The following is a 16,448-nucleotide window of genomic DNA, read 5'->3' as shown; positions in this document are numbered from 1 at the left end:
AATAAGGATTTTCATGGTATAAGCAAAAATCTAAACAATCTTAACTCTAATTTTATATAGATTTCTTGGCTGTAAATACTAAGAGGAGAGAGGAATATAAAATGAAAACAGTGCTAGAAGCAAAAAATATTAAAAAAGTATATGACACAGGTGGAAATACATTTGAAGCGTTAAAAGGGATTAACTTACAAGTACAAGAAGGAGAATTTGTTGGGATTATGGGCCCTTCTGGTTCAGGTAAGACAACTCTATTAAATGTTCTTTCAACAATTGATCATGTGACGAGTGGTGAGATTTTAATAGATGGAAAAGATATTGTAAAAATGAGTGATGATACGTTGGCATTATTTCGGCGCAATCATTTAGGTTTTATTTTTCAAGATTATAACTTATTAGATACGTTAACGGTCAAAGAAAATATCGCATTGCCTCTCGCTTTATCAAAGGTGAAGGTTAGTGAAATTGATCGGCTTGTTCTTGAAATCTCTAAGAAGTTTGGCATGGATCATATCTTAAGTCAATACCCATATCAAGTATCTGGGGGACAGAAACAACGCTGCGCAGCATCACGTGCCATGGTTACGAATCCGAGTATGATTTTTGGGGATGAGCCAACTGGGGCGCTTGACTCTAAATCAGCAACGGATTTATTAGAAAGTATGAAGTCATTAAATGAATATGATAACTCAACCATATTAATGGTAACGCATGATGCGTTTGCGGCAAGTTATTGTAAACGAGTGATTATGATTAAAGATGGTGAATTATATAAAGAATTACACCGTGGAGAATTAACACGTAAGCAATTCTTCCAACAAGTCATTGATGTAATGTCTTCCATTTCTGAAGATAAGGCTGATGATCTTATCTAATATGGCCATTTATAACATAATGTGTGATTAAAACAATGTATATTTTGTAGAAATAGTTTTTAGGAGGTTAAAATAAATGACTTTAATTGAAATCGTTCAACGAAATATAAGGCGAAATTTTAAGGAGTATATACTTTATTTTGTATCTTTAGCTTCGAGTATGCTGATTTATTTTATATTCGCGTCACTTCGATATAGTACGCAAATAAAAAAAGAAATGCTTAATAATGTAATGATTAATAGTGTTCTTCAGTCTTCAAAAGTGATACTCATTATTTTTATAGCCATATTTATTATTTACTCTACTAATTTTTTTATAAGAAAACGTAAAAAAGAGATAGGGTTATATTCTTTACTAGGTATTACTAAAAAACAAATTGGTACGATGTTATTTTGTGAAACATTAATAATGGGGGGCGTAGCTTTAATAGTTGGGATATTGATTGGCAGTATAAGTTTTAAGTTATTTTTAGAACTTCTAATGAGTTTGATGAAATTAAATGTGCCAATTACGTTCGAGTTATCTATAAAGGCCATAATAGACACAATTATTGTTTTTTTATCGATTCTATTATATACAGCTTGGAAAAACTCGCGCTTAATTTATCAATTTCCATTAATTGAAATGTTCCAAGCGAATCATAAAGGAGAGAGTATGCCAAAAGGATCTAAATATTTGGCATATATAGGTCTTATTTTAATTGGCTTTGGTTATGTTTTAGCATTCTTTTTTCGCGAAGTCGTAAAATTTGTGCAGAACCCTGAGGACCCTATGCGTCCGCTAATGGATCCTAAAATAATCCCGTTATGTATTTTGATTGCGATTGTTCTTGCAACCTACTGTCTATTCACGTCTTATACAGTTATTGTATTAAAGAAAATTAAAAGTAAGAGCAATATCTATTTTAACGGTATGAATATACTAAATATTTCACAGTTGTTATATCGAGTAAAAGGAAATGCCAAATTACTTGCGACTATTGCTATCTTAAGTGCCACAGCTTTAACGGCTGTTAGTACAGTTGTATCAGGATATTATGTAGGGCAATCTGAAACAAATGAAGATTTTATGCAACTGTATGGAGTTACATTATTTATTGGAAGCTTTTTAGGAATTATATTTGTACTAGCAACTGGTTCTATTATTTATTATAAACAACTATCTGAAGCACATGCTAATCAGAAATACTATGAGGTTCTTCGTAAGATAGGTGTTACGAAAAAAGAAGTAAGAAAGTCAATTTCTAACCAAGTTAGCTTTAGTTTTATTTCACCTATAATAGTCGGACTTACTCATAGCTTATTTGCTTTACCAATAATAAACAACATGCCTATATACAGTATTATGATTCCTATTTCCATTAGTTCTATTGCATATTGCATAATCTATTTTGGATATTATATATTAACTGTTAATTCGTATTTTAGAATTGTGTATAAATAATAAATTCTTTTGATATTGCGTAATAAAATTAGGAAATACAACCTATCAAGTTCTAAAGAATAATGAAATGAACAAAAGCCGATACCCTTAACGTGTAGGGAATCGGTTTTTTCTATATGGGGTACCGCCACATCGCTATCAAGCTAAGAAAACAAAATTCCTCCTAAAATGAAAAAATAAGCTGTTCTTTCTGTAGAATCGTAGGAAAGGATGGCGTTTTTTAATTTTTATAGATACTTTGTGGTAACCTCAAGTAGGAGGATTTAGCACAGTCAAATAATAATATCTTTTGTCTAGAAAGGAGAATGTTTTTTGAAATATAAATTAAGAAAAAAATTAAGCGTGTTTTTTATAGGATTATTAGTACTAGTACTAATCGCTTCTATTTTCGTTTATTATAAGTTTTTAACACCTTCAGCAGATATTCAACAATACAAGGCATATTATGCTCCAAAAACAACACAAAAAGTATTGAATCACGGTGAGGTAAAGGTCACATTCTTAGGAACATCATCTTTACTATTTGATGATGGAAATACGCAATTAATGATTGATGGTTTTATTTCTAGGCCATCCTTACCCAAAATATTGTTCAGCAATATAAAAACAGATGAAGATACTGTGGATAAAATTTTTAATCAAATAGGGGCTGATAATAATAAACTTAAGGGATTATTTATTGCACATACACATTATGATCATGCGTTTGATTTAGCTTATATAGCTAAACGAACTGGAACACATGTATATGGTTCAGAGTCAGCAACTAACATAGGTATTAGTGGTGATATAAATAAGAACCAGATGTCTGTATATGAAGTAAATAAGGGTATGAAGTTTGGTGATTTTACTGTTACTGTCCTTCCAGCGAAACATTCACCAACCTTTGATGAAGGAGAAAAAATAAAAAAGCCACTTAAACAACCAGCTAAAGCCCTAGATTATCATGAAGACTCTTCATATGATTACTTGATTACGTATAATAATAAAACTTTTCTTGTTAAACCAAGTGCTAACTATATAGAAGGTGTATTAGATGATATTCGAGCTGATGTCCTGTTCTTAGGAATAGGGGGATTAGGAAAGCAGGAAAGAAATTTCCAAAATATGTATTACGAGCAAGCTGTACGAAAAGTACAACCGAAGCTTGTTATTCCAATACATTGGGACGATTTCACCAAACCATTGACAGATACACTTGAAGCAATGCCTAAATATGCGGACAATACTAAAAATGGATTAGATTTTATAATTCAAAGGACAAAAGCAGATAAAATTGATCTTCAAATACTACAAGGTGTTAGAAGTATTTACTTCTAAAAAAGGGACCCACCACACCTCTATCAAGTTAAGAAACATAAAAAACGATAATAATGAACTTCCGTGCTAAAAAAGCTACAAAATTTTCGTTTAGGGACAAGCTGTTCTGTTAGCTTGATGGCGATGTGCCTGTACCCCTATATCATCTTTCAGATCTTCCGTTCGTTGTAATGAGCGATAAAATGTGGAAGGGGTAATTCTAATACGTTACGCAATTCTTTTACTGTTATTTTTGTTTGTACATTTTTCCATAAAGTAACTACAGTTTCTGATTTCAGCCCCTTTCGATTTCTAGATAATTTCCCCATACAAGTAATTTTGTTTTTAGGTGTTTATTTTCTATACGTAGCTATTCTAATTCACTGAGCTCTTTTGGTCTTTTTCCATAAGAATATTGTTTTCCTACAGGTTGTTGAAACTGATACGTTTGATCTGTACGATACCATTTCATCTATATCTTAATTTGGGAAACATTTTTAATTCCGAGTTTCTCTATAATGGTCCAATTGGAATACCCATCCTTTTTCATTTCAATCACTTTCCACTTTACTTCTTCGGGGTAATGAACTCTTATTTTTTCATGTACCACTATTCGGGTTCACTTCACTTTAACGGTAAGGCTTTTTTGTTTTATAAGCTTAATCCAAACCGTTTTAATTCAATAAAAATCCCCTCTAATTGCTTTCCTTTATCCGTTAATGTGTACTCTACACGAGGCGGAACTTCTGGATATACTTTTCTCGTTATAATGCCTTGAGACTCTAATTCTTTTAGTCGAAGTGATAATGTTTTTGGACTAATACCATCCATTGATTTTTGTAAATCACTAAAGCGTAATGTTCCTTCGATAAGAAGATCACGAATGATTAAAAACGTCCATTTTGTACTAATTACATCAAGCGTTTTAGCGATAGGACAAGGTATGCCAGGTAAACCTTTCGTTAATTCAACTGGATCTATATTGCTCATGGAACTAGCCTCCATAAAATTTTTTTAGATGAATTTGCTTTATAGTATCACAAAACTATACTTTTGGTAACTATATGAAAAAAATATCACTACTTCCATAAAGGAAGTTAGTGCATATACAATAGCAATACGAAACAAAAAGGATTTATATAAGGAGGTGGTGATTTCCATGGGGTTAAAAAAGTTACTTGGATTTCTTAGTTTGTTTGTTATTTGTATTGTGCTTGTAGCATGTGGTGTGGAACAAAAAACTGAAGTTCAGTTATTAAAAGAAATGCCAAAGCCAAAAGCAATGACAATTGATCCCTCACTAAGTAAAAAAGAAGCGACAGAAATGGTTCATGCGGCGCAGCGTTTTTATGCATTTTGGGATACAGGTAAGGAGGAACTTATTCCGCAGACTGTTAATAAAGATTTCTTCGATAATACATTGCCGAAAGGGCGACCACAAGGCATTGAAGGATTAAAGTTTGCAGCGCAAAATTTTCGTAAAGTTGTGCCTGATATACATTGCGAGATTGAAGACTTATTAGTTGTTGGTGATAAAGTAACGGCCCGTCTTTCTTTTACAGGAACGCATAATGGTAAGAAAATTAATTTTTTTGCAATTGATATTTTACATGTGAAAGACGGAAAGATAACAGACGATTGGCATTTAGAAGATAATCTTACACTACAGCAGCAACTCGGCTTAATAGCTGAAGAGTAGATCATATAGGGGAGAGAAAAACGATGAAAAATATATTTATTATAAATGGACATGAAAAATACGGTACAAAGGAAGGACGATTAAATAAAACGTTAGTAGATTATATGGTTACTGTATTAGGCGAGAATCATCATGTGAAAACAACAACGATTCAAGATGGTTACAATATTAAAGAAGAACAAGATAAGTTTTTATGGGCTGATGTTGTGATTTATCAAACACCAATTTACTGGTTTAGTGTTCCAGGCTTATTTAAAACGTATATGGATGAAGTATATGAATACGGTTTGTTCTTTAAAGGTGCAGATGAATATGGAACAGGTGGTTTATTAAAAGAGAAAGAGTATATGTTCTCTACAACTTGGAATGCACCTGAAAAAGCATTTGGAGATAAGACGAAGTTCTTTGAAGGAGAAAGTTTAGAATCAGCGCTTAGTCATTTACACCGCGTGCAAAAGTTTCTCAGTATGAGTCCGTTAAAGAGTTTTGCTTGTTATGATGTGGTGAAGAATCCGGATATAGAGAAGTATTTATTGAACTTGAAAGATCACTTAGATGGAGTAATTAAATAATAGTATGTGAAGAAGGTACTGCTAAGGATGTAGTACCTTCTCCTTTTATCATGACTCACATTTTAAGACATGGATGGCTGTATCCATAACTTCGCAAAATTTGCCCAACCGAATGAATCAATTGTTACGTTTTTTAAAGAAGAAGGGTATGTTTTTCTTTTTAGAACGTGATAGTTAAATAAAATGATGTGTTCTGCTTGTAAAAACTCTTCAATCTCATACATGAGTTCATAGCGCTTTTCTTTATTTTCTTCTAATAAAAATGTATCTAGTAAACAGTTAATTTGTTTTTCGTAGTGCGGGTCCATGAACCGATTTACGAAGCAACTTTTATTTTTAAATACATTTAAGAATGCAATTTCATGATTGGCAGCAAATACTTCTCCCATGAAAATAATATCAGCATGTTTATCAATAGAGTGATTCATATAATCTGAAACGGGAAATGGGTGAAGCTCTACTTGTATACCTAAACTTTCACAGCGTTCTTTTAAGAAATATGCATCATTTGCACTATCTTTAAATGCGAAGAAGTAAATATGTATCGTTTCTCCATTATATGTACTCTTTTTCAAATACTCTTTTGCCTTTTCTAAAGAGTAGGATCTTCTTGTTGCAAGGCGGCTTCTATCAGGGAAAAAGCTTGATGCAGCAATTGTCCGTCTACCCTCTATGTTACGAAGTATCATTTCAACATCATATAGTTCTCTCCAAGCTTTTCGAAAGTAAATGTCGTGATGAGGACCAGGTTTTGTAAAGTTGAAGCTAGCATAAATACAACCTATTTCTTCTATTTGTATATCATGCCTTTCATTTTCCTCTTCGTTTGGTAGTTCATAATCAGCATCTATTTGCACATGGTCAGGAATACCCCAAAATTCAATACGGTCTAATAATGCGCGCTCTTTAAAATAATGGGTGAACGCTTCGAGTACGATATTATCTTCAGAGTAATGAGCAAGTTTGAAAGGTCCAGTACCTATATAATGATGATTTTGAATACTCGTATCACGCGGTAAAATTGCGAGCTGCATTGAACTTACATAGTGTAAGAAAAATAAATTTGGTTTTGCTAAATGGAATCGAATTTGCAGTGGTGATGGTGTTTCAATTTGAACAATTTCTTCTGTTAACCATTCGAAAGGGGATTGAACTTGCTTTAGTCTTTCAAATGAAAACTGTACATCTTTAGAAGTTAAAATTGATTCATTGTGAAAATATATATCTTTTCGTAAATAAAAGGTCCACGTAAGTCCATCTTCACTTAATTCCCATGTATGCGCAATGTGAGGCTCCATTTTTTCAGTAACATCGTTATAGACAACTAACGTATCAAAAATTTGACTCGTAAGATGACTCTCTGTAGTTACAGCCACAAAAGCTGGATCTAATGGGAATATCTTTCTCGATATAGGAATCTTTAATACGTCGTACATATCATTTGAAGGTTCGTATCCAAAATGATGATGTAGTTTATTTTCTATCTTTTTTTGAAGTGCGAGGGGGAGGGGTTCTTTTAAAAGAAGAAAGATATCTTTTAATTTTTCTTGGGCTAACAGTTCATCTGTATAGGACTCAATCGCTTCTACGAAATTATGTATAAATAGAATTTCCGTTTTATTTCCGCGGCCTCGCCCTGGAGTCCAGCTAATTAATTGCTCCTCGCTCATTTTCTTTAATAAAATCTTTACGTTTTTCGTACTGCAATATAAAACATCCGCTAATTCTTGTAAGCTATTTCGCATATGTTGTTGATCTTGTGCATGTAGTCTTAGTCTAATGTAATAGTCCATAATTTTCATATATACACTTCCTTCTATCATAAAAGGGGAAACTCTTTAGAATATTCTAACCTTTTTCTCCCTTTTTTTCAAAGTAAAATAAGTAAGCATAAGGAGGGGAAACAATGGGATTTTGGAGTATGCATCGAAATATAAAAATTAGAATTATAACATCGTTTTTAACACGTACTGTGTCCACGATGATTTTTCCATTTATGGCGATTTATTTTTCCGTAAAGTTAGGTAGCGCGATTGCTGGTGCGTTACTACTTATTAATGTCATAGCTTCATTAGTAATTGGTTTATACGGTGGATATGTTGGAGACCGGCTTGGGCGTAAAAAGGTTATGATTATCGGTCAAAGTATACAAGTCATTTCCATTGCTTGTATGGGAGTTGCGAATTCGGATTACGTTGACTCACCGTGGTTAACATTTATCTTTATGCTAGTGAATAGTTTAGGATCGGGACTTATGAATCCTGCGACAGAAGCGATGTTAATTGATGTGAGTACATCTGAAAATCGAAAAGTGATGTATAGCATTAATTACTGGGCTATTAATTTATCGATTGCGATTGGAGCGATATTTGGAGGATTACTATTTGAAAACTATAGACTACAATTGTTTATCGTATTAACGCTTGTTGCCATTATGACTTTATATGTGATGGCTGTGTATATGGAAGAAGTGTATGTAGCACGAAAAACGATGGAGAAGAAAAATGTATTAAAAGATATGGCAGATAGTTATAAAGTCGTGATGAAAGATAAAGCATTTTTAATTTTTTGTGCAGCGAGTATATGTACATTATCGTTAGAGTTTCAAATTAATAATTATTTAGGGGTACGTTTGCAGAAGGAATTTGAAACGGTTCACTTTTTATTCGGGAATGGTTTTACGTTTGATTTAACAGGGATTCGCATGTTGAGCTGGATTTCTGCAGAGAATACAATTTTAGTTGTGTTATGTTCAGCACTTCTTATTAAAATGCTGAAAAGCTTCAACGATTTGAAAATCTTATATGTAGGCTTATTTATTTACACGATTGGATTTACAATACTCGGAACGAGCAATAGCTTATGGATTTTATTAATTGCAGGGCTTTTCCAAACGGTAGGCGAGATGATATATGTGCCAGTGCGTCAATCTATTATGGCAGATATGGTGCCAAATGAGGCAAGAGGTTCTTATATGGCGATTAACGGAATGGTCTTTCAAGTTGCAAAAATGAACGGGGCATTAGGTGTTATGCTAGGTTCATTTATTGCATCTTGGGGCATGAGTGCTCTGTACTTTATCGTTGGTATGAGCAGTATTTTATTATTTATGAAGGCGATAGGGAAAGAGAAGTATGAGGGGGAGGTTTCTCAGATTGGATAAAACGATATGAAAAGCGATGCTAGAAATCGCTTTTCATATGGCTTTTAAAACGGATCAACTTCAGCTAAATCAGGATTGCTATTTGGGTTTGTTAATAAGACTTTCAGCTCACCTACTTCAGAGAGCGCAACGAGGATATAACCACTAATAAGGACGACGAGTCCGATGACCCTTAATGTTTGCAGTGTGATATCACGGCTATTGTTTTCGGAGTTGTCTTGGGGCGTTGAAGGTGGATTGTTATTCATAAATAGGGCTCCCATCTTTTGTATTTATATATGTGCGAAATCATTATTTAACTTATGGATAGGAATTATATAGTCATTTTCACTATATGAGAACTGCCTATGAAAAGTGATAAGGAATTTTTGGGCGAGAAAAGAGGGGAATCCAAAAGATTATTAAAACTGAACTTTTGGATTCCCCTCTTTTTATTTATCTTGCTATTTGTGGTGGTCGGATTTCCTGTAAACGACCAGTTGATGAGGGCTAATGAATCAGTGGGGGATGAATAAAACCCCACTGATTCATTATTTTCATGTAAATACAAGGTTAGTTAACCAAATTAGTTATCCTAATATACGCAACGATTCTTCAATAAACGCTGGGATGTCCTCTGGCTGTCTACTTGTTACTAGCTGATTTTGACATACGACAACCTCTTTGTCATGAAAGTTCCCGCCGGCATTTTTCAAATCGACTTCAATAGATTTATATCCAGTTACATCGCGTCCTTCAAGTGTTTGTGCAGTGATGAGTAGCTGAGGTCCGTGACAAATAGCGAAAACAGGTTTTTCCGCATCCATAAATGCTTTACTAAAGCGAACAAAACGTTCATCGGCACGAAGTATATCTGGAGAAAATCCACCCGGTATGAAGAGGGCATCAAAGTTCTCTGGAGAAACATCATCAATACTTTTATCAATCACGACTTCACTTTTTCCTTGCTTACCGTGTACCGTTTTCCCTTTTTCCATTTCAATAGTTGTGAATTCATATCCCTTTTGTTTAAAAGCTTCTACTGGCTCTGTGTATTCTGTATCCTCGAAATAATCCGTTATTAAAATAGCAATTTTTTTACTCATTCTAATCCGCTCCTTATATTATATTATCGGCTCCAGAATCTTCCTTGGGCAATGCCTTCTATAAATGATTCAATTGAAGTATTTGTTAAGTTGTAAACTCCTGCTCCATCCAGTTTAATCTTACTATGGTCCAAAGCATGAGGATTACTAAGGACATGAGCTATCGGTTTAAAATGTTTAAAAGTAGTTTCTGCAAATTCTAAAACAGGGGGTTGAATGACAGACTCACTACTAAACACTAATACTGCATCAAAAAGGGAGGAGTCTGTTGTTGTATAAGTATCAGTTACTTTAATGGAATCATTGAACTGATAAATTTTATTATCTATGATACTATAGTTAATTCGGTGTTGTACAAAAGCTTGAATCCATTCGGACAGAAGTGAGACGCTTGGGTCACCATTTAATAGAATTGCAACATTTTTGGAATCAGATTTAAAAATAGTATTGGACATACTTAGTGCAGGTGATTTTGCATCTGAATTTACTTCGTGATTTTCCTTAGGTAAAGGAGCTCCAATAATGTTAGCGACTTCTTGTGCTAATTGACGATCGACGTGGTTTAAGAGAGCAATTACATTTGCCTTCACCATGTCTGATTTACACTTCCCAACTTCAAAGCAAAAAGCTTCTTTTATGTGCTGCTTTTCAATAGGGCTCATACTATTGTAGAAAAGTTTAGCCTGAGAATAGAAGTTAAGAAAGCTTTTACTGCGACCTCTAATTTTATGCCCATCAATCTTTTCTTGATAATGTTCATATCCTCCTTGTTCGGCTTGGACGGTTGCAGGTTGATTGTTATTTAATCCATTAGGATGATAGCTTGTTTGACCGCGATGAATCTGCATTTGATGCATACCATCACGTTGATTATTATGAAAAGGACATACGGGCTGATTAATAGGAATTTGATGGAAATTAGGGCCCCCTAAACGAGATAATTGTGTATCTGTATAGGAGAATAATCTTCCTTGCAGAAGAGGGTCATTTGAAAAATCAATACCTGGTACGACATGACCAGGGTGAAAAGCTACCTGCTCTGTTTCAGCAAAGAAGTTATCAACATTTTTGTTCAGTGTCATTTTACCAACTAATTTTACGGGAACTTCTTCTTCTGGCCATAATTTCGTTGGATCTAAAATATCAAAATCAAATTTATGTTCATCTTCTTCTGGAATTAGCTGTAATCCAAGCTCCCATTCAGGATAATCCCCTTTTTCAATTGCTTCGTATAAATCTTGACGATGAAAATCAGGATTTTTCCCGGCAATCTTTTGAGCTTCATCCCATACTAATGAATGAACCCCGAGGGTAGGTTTCCAGTGAAACTTTACGAAATGGGCTTTTCCTTCTGCGTTAATGAGTCGAAATGTGTGAACTCCAAAACCTTCCATCATTCGTAAACTACGCGGAATAGCTCGGTCGCTCATTTGCCACATGACCATATGAGTGGACTCAGGATTATGCGCAACAAAGTCCCAAAAGGTATCATGAGCGCTAGCTCCTTGAGGAATATCATTATGTGGTTCTGGTTTAACTGCATGGACAAAATCAGGAAATTTAATAGCATCTTGGATAAAGAATACCGGCATATTATTACCCACTAAATCATAGTTTCCTTCATCTGTATAAAATTTTGTGGCGAATCCGCGTACATCTCTTACTGTGTCGTTGGATCCTTTAGAACCTTGAACGGTTGAGAACCGTACAAATACAGGTGTTTTCTTTGAAGGATTAGTAAGAAAATCTGCTTTCGTATATGTTTCTAAAGATTCATAAAGCTGAAAATAACCATGAGCGCCAACCCCGCGTGCATGAACAATCCTTTCGGGAATTCGTTCGTGATCAAAATGGGTCATTTTCTCACGAAAGTGAAAATCCTCCATTAAGGTTGGGCCTCTTAAGCCCATCTTTAAAGAAAATTCATCTTCAGCTATTTTTACCCCATGATTTGTTGTTAAAGCATGTTTGCATTGATTGTCAGTAACGTGATGCTTCAATTGTTCCGTTTTTTTATTCACAATATAGGCCCCTCCTTTACTCTGTTAATTAATAGATACCCTTTTTATTAGGTCGTAAACATGTATTATCGTTTTTGTATGTAAAATCATAAAATATCGGTTGTCTCAGTGATTCTTGTTTGAGGAAGCAAAATAAAAAAGCCAAGGAGAAAATTTATTTTCTCCTTGGCTTTTAAGATAATTCTTTTCGTTAAAATGCGGAAATTCTTTGCTTCGTTTTTGGTACAATAATAAATTTGATCCAGAGTAACCCGACAATCATAATGATAAGGCTATGTAAAAATTGACCTGTAGCAATGAGTATAACACTCGAAAATACAATGAGTTGAATACTTAGCAATATAAAGATTAAGTGAAGAAATTGCTTCATCCTTTCTTCAGTATGGGTTGGATATAATGCTACAATAATATTTCCCGAAAAATATTTCCATAGTGAACGAAGCTGCATAGAGATCATATATAAAACGATGTAAGTAATAGCACCTTTTACGTATATATTTGGTATGAAATATAAGGCGAAAGCACCGATCAATCCTAAGCGAATATATATACCGAAATAATCATTTCCACGTAAAAATGCTAGTGTATGTAAGTAGAAGAAAGTTGCTCGTTTTTTATGTAATAAAGGTTCAATCCAATTTGTAAGCCATTTTCTTTTATTTACTTGTTTATTCAGTTGCGGAACATCTGTGAAAATGCTAGCAAATTGATAAAAACGAACGTTCATTTTTTCTTCTTGCTCAATTATGTAATCCCACGGTATTCGTTTTGTAGGCTGTTTTTTCGTATATAGAAGTAGGAAAGCAAGTAGTAAGAGTAGTCCGCCCAATATGAGAACATTTGCGGAATAAAACAGCATGTAAATGATTAGGGCGTTACAAGTAATACGAATGATCAGCCATATATTTTTTTCGTGACTATCACGCCACATCCAATGTATGTACATGTTCCAGGCTTTCGTAATCATTAACACGATAAAGATTGTACATAAAAAAGGTACAGTTAATTGTAATGATTGCATAGCAAGTGGAACGAGAATAAGGTACGTAAATAACAATGGGAAAAGCTGAATGATGTAATTGTATAGAAGAGATTTTTTGAAATAAGATGTTAATTTCTCTTCTAGTGCTAGTAAATAGACAGCATCAGGTTTTTGAATAAATGTACGGATAGGGCATCTCGTTATAAGGAATGTAAGTACAATCGTTATAATTATTAAAGATATTCCTTTAGAAGGAGAGGCTTTTAGAAACTGAGCATAATAATATGCGCCAACGCATGAAATAAAGATAAAGCTATATAGTAAACCGTTAATCATACGTGCAAAGTATGTAATGATATTTTGAATATGTTGTTGGAAGCGACTGCTCCATAGCGATTCGATTGACATGTTTTTCACCTCTTTGTTCTATTATATATGTTTTACAAAAGAAAAAACGAGCAAATTGCGTTATGCAACTTGCCCGTTTTTCTTTTCGTTATTTTTTTTCTGATCACGATTCATTAATGGATAGAAAGCAAATCCAATTACGAATAAACCAATTCCGAGAAGGAACGTTTTTATATCGGATGCGCCAGTTTTAATAACCCATAGTGCGTAGCAAAGTGCGATAACTGCGACTATGCCATCTGTAATTCTTGCCCGCATTTCATTTTTATATGTTTCACCAGTTGCGACTAGTTTTAACTGGAAGATTGGTGAAACGAGATATGGAATGAGGTAGGCCAGTGTTGATACGGTAATAACGAATGTATAAGCTTCCGCAATGGTTCCTGATAATGTTGAGAATAGGAATACTTGCGACATAATGTTTGTTAATCGTAATGAGTAAATTGGACTTCCTTTTTTATTTGTTTTCGTGAAGAAGGAAGGGAAGAAACCTTCTTTTGCTGCTTGATAAGGTACTTCTGAGCTTAATAAAATCCAGCCTAAGATAGAACCGAACAGGGAAGTAAGAGCAAGTAATGCCATCAGTTTCCCGCCGCCGTGACCCATTGCAGCATTTAGTGCATCTGCTAATGGACGTTCAGAAGCTTGTAATTTATCAACGTGAAGTACACCCATTGTTAAAATTGTAATTCCTAAGTAAATCGCAACTGTAATAAGTAATCCCGCAACTGTTGCACGTTTTACCGTTTTTGGAGAAACAGCACGGTTTGATAAAAGAACGGCTGATTCAATTCCGATAAACGCCCAAAGCGTTGTAAGAGCAGCTAAATTTACTTGTGAAAGAAGACCATGTGATGCACCTGATTTATCAATCATCGGTGTGTACCATTGTCCAAACTTAGAAGCTTCGAATGCAAATAACGTAACGACGATGAATAAAAGGAATCCAGTTACTTTCGTTGTTGTTGCTAAGAAGTTTAGTTTTCCAGCTCCGCTTACACCGTTTGTTAATATAATATGAGTTCCCCAAAGTAAGATGGAACAAATCGTAAATGTAATTAGTTTTCCGACTTCTACGTTAAACGAGCCGATTGAAAATAGTAGTCGCGTATCTTTCATAATTGGGAAGAAGAGTGATAAATATCCCGCAAATGATGTAATGATGGCAACGTTACTTGCCCAGTTTGCAACCCAATATCCCCATACCATACTGAAGCCAGCCATTTTTTTCTTTTTTGGTGTTGAGAATAAAGCATATGCATGACTTTGTGGCCCTGTCGTTAAATCAGGACGACGAATTGCTAAATTACCGAAAACAAGAGCTAGCATTAAAACACCAAACCCTGTAGTTAACCAAGCTAAAGTGACACCGAGTGGGCTTGCTGTTTGTGCCAACGTACTTGGTACCATGAAAATACCAGCGCCAACCATGTTACCGACAACGAAAGCTGTTAGTACCCAAAAGCCCCATTTTTTTTGTTGCATAGAAAAATACCTCCAAAGTTAGTATAACCAAGTCAAGCGAGGAGATATGTATGTCTTCCTGAGTCAGGAAGAGAAGTCCCAAACAAAACAAAAAAAGCACGTAATCTGCCGCTACATGCCTTCTATCTTATAAGAAACCCACGACATACCTCTCGATAGCTCTCCACAAACGAAACGTTTGTGACAGTTCTGCACTTATTAAATGCAGACCCAGCAAGCGTGCATGGTGGACACGACTTACTTCGGCAACCATTCCTTTCTCATTCCTTCATCAATGCCACTACATCTCCTGAAATGATACTCTTAATGATTGCAACCTCTACCTCACCGAGATACGAATGAGGATTTAAATATTAAATTAACGTCTTTAAGAGTAACAAATGAATTTTTATACGTCAATGGATATAGTAATAATCAGATTATAGAGAAGAGTTTGTGATTAAAAGTAAGAGGGATTGTTATGTGATATTTGAATTTTCGTAATATAATACATGTTATTAGCGCTAGATGATTGAAAAGGGGATGAAGTAAATGTCTGTATGTCATAAACATTCAGTAATAGGTGTGCTAGATTCGGGTGTTGGGGGATTAACAGTTGCGAGCGAAATTATAAGACAATTGCCTAAAGAAAGCATTTATTATATTGGTGATAATAAGCGTTGTCCGTATGGGCCAAGAAGTGTAGAGGAGGTGCAATCTTTCGTATTTGAAATGGTTGGGTTCCTCAAACAGTTTCCATTAAAAGCGCTAGTCGTAGCATGTAATACTGCTGCAGCTGCTGCATTGAATGCGCTGCAAGAAGCACTTTCCATTCCAGTTATTGGCGTTATACATCCAGGAGCAAGAGTGGCAATTAAAGTTACAAAGAAAGGGGAAATCGGGGTAATTGGAACTGTAGGTACGATAAAATCTAATATGTATGAAAAAGCATTACACGAGCTGGATACATATTTGGAAGTGCATAGCTATGCTTGCCCGACTTTAGCCACAGTTGTAGAAAATCAATTAGAAGATACAGCATATGTCACGCAGCAAGTGAAACAAGCTTTACTTCCATTAACGAAAGAAGATATAGATACGTTAATTCTTGGATGTACGCATTATCCACTTTTAGAGTCCTATATAAAAAAGGAACTAGGAGAAGACATAACGATTATTAGTTCGGCAGAAGAAACAGCGATAGAGTTAAGTACCATTTTACAGCACAAAGGAATTTTGTCTGACAATCTGAATCCGAAGCATCGCTTTTTTACAACGGGATCTGTTTTATCATTTGAACATATCGCTGAGCGATGGCTAGGGTATCAAATTTCTGTAGAATGTGTACATTTGCCTATGAAAAATGCGTGTATACATAATTAAGATTTAGTAAATTACTTTTTTTAATAAATGAGGTTCGTTTCATAAGAAGGAAAGAA

The 16,448-nt window shown here is 34.6% G+C and carries 15 protein-coding genes, 1 pseudogene and 1 riboswitch; of the genes and pseudogenes, 8 read left to right on the top strand and 8 right to left on the bottom strand.

Annotation, left to right across the window (positions count from 1 at the left end; all coding sequences use genetic code 11):
- The first annotated feature begins 101 nt into the window (after positions 1 to 101).
- From AU379_RS22940 to AU379_RS22930, 3 genes are all read left to right on the top strand, one after another.
- A complete protein-coding gene (locus tag AU379_RS22940; protein WP_000859668.1) occupies positions 102 to 872 on the top strand; it encodes an ATP-binding cassette domain-containing protein in 771 nt (256 codons plus the stop codon).
- Between the two features lie 76 nt (positions 873 to 948).
- Positions 949 to 2,316, top strand: coding sequence for an ABC transporter permease (locus AU379_RS22935; RefSeq protein ID WP_000172531.1), 1,368 nt, complete (start codon positions 949 to 951; stop codon positions 2,314 to 2,316).
- A gap of 312 nt (positions 2,317 to 2,628) precedes the next feature.
- Positions 2,629 to 3,636 (top strand): MBL fold metallo-hydrolase, encoded by a 1,008-nt coding sequence (locus AU379_RS22930; RefSeq protein ID WP_047385663.1) that lies wholly within the window; start codon positions 2,629 to 2,631, stop codon positions 3,634 to 3,636.
- A gap of 138 nt (positions 3,637 to 3,774) precedes the next feature.
- Here AU379_RS22930 and AU379_RS30370 read toward each other — a convergent pair.
- Positions 3,775 to 4,165 (bottom strand): annotated as a pseudogene (locus AU379_RS30370) (IS3 family transposase); the annotation flags it as partial.
- Positions 4,166 to 4,266: 101 nt separating this feature from the next.
- The gene (locus tag AU379_RS22920) at positions 4,267 to 4,605 is read right to left on the bottom strand and encodes a helix-turn-helix domain-containing protein (protein WP_000065115.1); all 339 of its coding nucleotides are present in this window, start codon (positions 4,603 to 4,605) and stop codon (positions 4,267 to 4,269) included.
- A 169-nt stretch (positions 4,606 to 4,774) separates the two neighbouring features.
- On the opposite strand from AU379_RS22920, the gene AU379_RS22915 reads away from it, so the two are divergent.
- Both AU379_RS22915 and AU379_RS22910 read left to right on the top strand, forming a co-directional pair.
- Entirely contained in the window at positions 4,775 to 5,314 is a 540-nt protein-coding gene (locus AU379_RS22915) for an ester cyclase (RefSeq protein ID WP_061139761.1), read from the top strand.
- 23 nt (positions 5,315 to 5,337) lie between these two features.
- On the top strand, positions 5,338 to 5,886 hold the full coding sequence (locus AU379_RS22910; RefSeq protein ID WP_002098791.1) for an NAD(P)H-dependent oxidoreductase: 549 nt from the start codon (positions 5,338 to 5,340) through the stop codon (positions 5,884 to 5,886).
- A gap of 62 nt (positions 5,887 to 5,948) precedes the next feature.
- Here the strand turns inward: AU379_RS22910 and AU379_RS22905 are convergent, their stop codons facing one another.
- Positions 5,949 to 7,709: an SgrR family transcriptional regulator gene (locus AU379_RS22905; RefSeq protein WP_157462728.1), complete on the bottom strand. Its 1,761-nt coding sequence runs from the start codon at positions 7,707 to 7,709 to the stop codon at positions 5,949 to 5,951.
- An 83-nt stretch (positions 7,710 to 7,792) separates the two neighbouring features.
- Between AU379_RS22905 and AU379_RS22900 the strand changes: the two genes are divergently transcribed.
- On the top strand, positions 7,793 to 9,049 hold the full coding sequence (locus AU379_RS22900) for an MFS transporter (protein WP_061139760.1): 1,257 nt from the start codon (positions 7,793 to 7,795) through the stop codon (positions 9,047 to 9,049).
- A gap of 44 nt (positions 9,050 to 9,093) precedes the next feature.
- Here AU379_RS22900 and AU379_RS22895 read toward each other — a convergent pair whose 3' ends face one another.
- Positions 9,094 to 9,297 carry a hypothetical protein gene (locus AU379_RS22895; protein WP_001063872.1) on the bottom strand — a complete coding sequence of 68 codons (204 nt, stop codon included), beginning with the start codon at positions 9,295 to 9,297 and terminating at the stop codon, positions 9,094 to 9,096.
- 99 nt (positions 9,298 to 9,396) lie between these two features.
- On the opposite strand from AU379_RS22895, the gene AU379_RS30710 reads away from it, so the two are divergent.
- Positions 9,397 to 9,564: a hypothetical protein gene (locus AU379_RS30710; RefSeq protein ID WP_015382203.1), complete on the top strand. Its 168-nt coding sequence runs from the start codon at positions 9,397 to 9,399 to the stop codon at positions 9,562 to 9,564.
- A gap of 54 nt (positions 9,565 to 9,618) precedes the next feature.
- Here AU379_RS30710 and AU379_RS22890 read toward each other — a convergent pair whose 3' ends face one another.
- From AU379_RS22890 to AU379_RS22875, 4 genes are all read right to left on the bottom strand, one after another.
- Positions 9,619 to 10,134: a type 1 glutamine amidotransferase domain-containing protein gene (locus AU379_RS22890; protein WP_000037532.1), complete on the bottom strand. Its 516-nt coding sequence runs from the start codon at positions 10,132 to 10,134 to the stop codon at positions 9,619 to 9,621.
- Positions 10,135 to 10,157: 23 nt separating this feature from the next.
- Positions 10,158 to 12,155 carry a catalase gene (locus AU379_RS22885; protein WP_061139759.1) on the bottom strand — a complete coding sequence of 666 codons (1,998 nt, stop codon included), beginning with the start codon at positions 12,153 to 12,155 and terminating at the stop codon, positions 10,158 to 10,160.
- Between the two features lie 190 nt (positions 12,156 to 12,345).
- On the bottom strand, positions 12,346 to 13,545 hold the full coding sequence (locus AU379_RS22880; RefSeq protein ID WP_061139758.1) for an ABC transporter permease: 1,200 nt from the start codon (positions 13,543 to 13,545) through the stop codon (positions 12,346 to 12,348).
- Positions 13,546 to 13,605: 60 nt separating this feature from the next.
- Positions 13,606 to 15,030, bottom strand: coding sequence for an amino acid permease (locus tag AU379_RS22875; RefSeq protein ID WP_001186301.1), 1,425 nt, complete (start codon positions 15,028 to 15,030; stop codon positions 13,606 to 13,608).
- A 148-nt stretch (positions 15,031 to 15,178) separates the two neighbouring features.
- Positions 15,179 to 15,360: riboswitch (Lysine riboswitch) on the bottom strand.
- A 201-nt stretch (positions 15,361 to 15,561) separates the two neighbouring features.
- On the opposite strand from AU379_RS22875, the gene racE reads away from it, so the two are divergent.
- A complete protein-coding gene (gene racE / locus AU379_RS22870; protein WP_061139757.1) occupies positions 15,562 to 16,392 on the top strand; it encodes a glutamate racemase in 831 nt (276 codons plus the stop codon).
- Positions 16,393 to 16,448 lie beyond the last annotated feature (56 nt).

The sequence above is a fragment of the Bacillus sp. JH7 genome (genome assembly GCF_001563515.1).
GTDB classification, from domain to species: Bacteria; Bacillota; Bacilli; order Bacillales; family Bacillaceae_G; genus Bacillus_A; species Bacillus_A cereus.
Note: the sequence above shows the minus strand (reverse complement) of the source record. Positions and strands in the feature narration are given on the sequence as shown.

Bases quoted from the DNA above. Each gene is read 5' to 3' on its own strand.
- AU379_RS22940 (WP_000859668.1), top strand. From the start codon at position 102: ATGAAAACAGTGCTAGAAGCAAAAAATATTAAAAAAGTATATGACACA.
- AU379_RS22910 (WP_002098791.1), top strand. From the start codon at position 5,338: ATGAAAAATATATTTATTATAAATGGACATGAAAAATACGGTACAAAG.
- AU379_RS22880 (WP_061139758.1), bottom strand. From the start codon at position 13,545: ATGTCAATCGAATCGCTATGGAGCAGTCGCTTCCAACAACATATTCAA.
- AU379_RS22890 (WP_000037532.1), bottom strand. From the start codon at position 10,134: ATGAGTAAAAAAATTGCTATTTTAATAACGGATTATTTCGAGGATACA.
- AU379_RS30710 (WP_015382203.1), top strand. From the start codon at position 9,397: ATGAAAAGTGATAAGGAATTTTTGGGCGAGAAAAGAGGGGAATCCAAA.
- AU379_RS22875 (WP_001186301.1), bottom strand. From the start codon at position 15,030: ATGCAACAAAAAAAATGGGGCTTTTGGGTACTAACAGCTTTCGTTGTC.
- AU379_RS22920 (WP_000065115.1), bottom strand. From the start codon at position 4,605: ATGAGCAATATAGATCCAGTTGAATTAACGAAAGGTTTACCTGGCATA.
- AU379_RS22905 (WP_157462728.1), bottom strand. From the start codon at position 7,709: ATGATAGAAGGAAGTGTATATATGAAAATTATGGACTATTACATTAGA.
- racE (WP_061139757.1), top strand. From the start codon at position 15,562: ATGTCTGTATGTCATAAACATTCAGTAATAGGTGTGCTAGATTCGGGT.
- AU379_RS22895 (WP_001063872.1), bottom strand. From the start codon at position 9,297: ATGAATAACAATCCACCTTCAACGCCCCAAGACAACTCCGAAAACAAT.
- AU379_RS22915 (WP_061139761.1), top strand. From the start codon at position 4,775: ATGGGGTTAAAAAAGTTACTTGGATTTCTTAGTTTGTTTGTTATTTGT.
- AU379_RS22935 (WP_000172531.1), top strand. From the start codon at position 949: ATGACTTTAATTGAAATCGTTCAACGAAATATAAGGCGAAATTTTAAG.
- AU379_RS22900 (WP_061139760.1), top strand. From the start codon at position 7,793: ATGGGATTTTGGAGTATGCATCGAAATATAAAAATTAGAATTATAACA.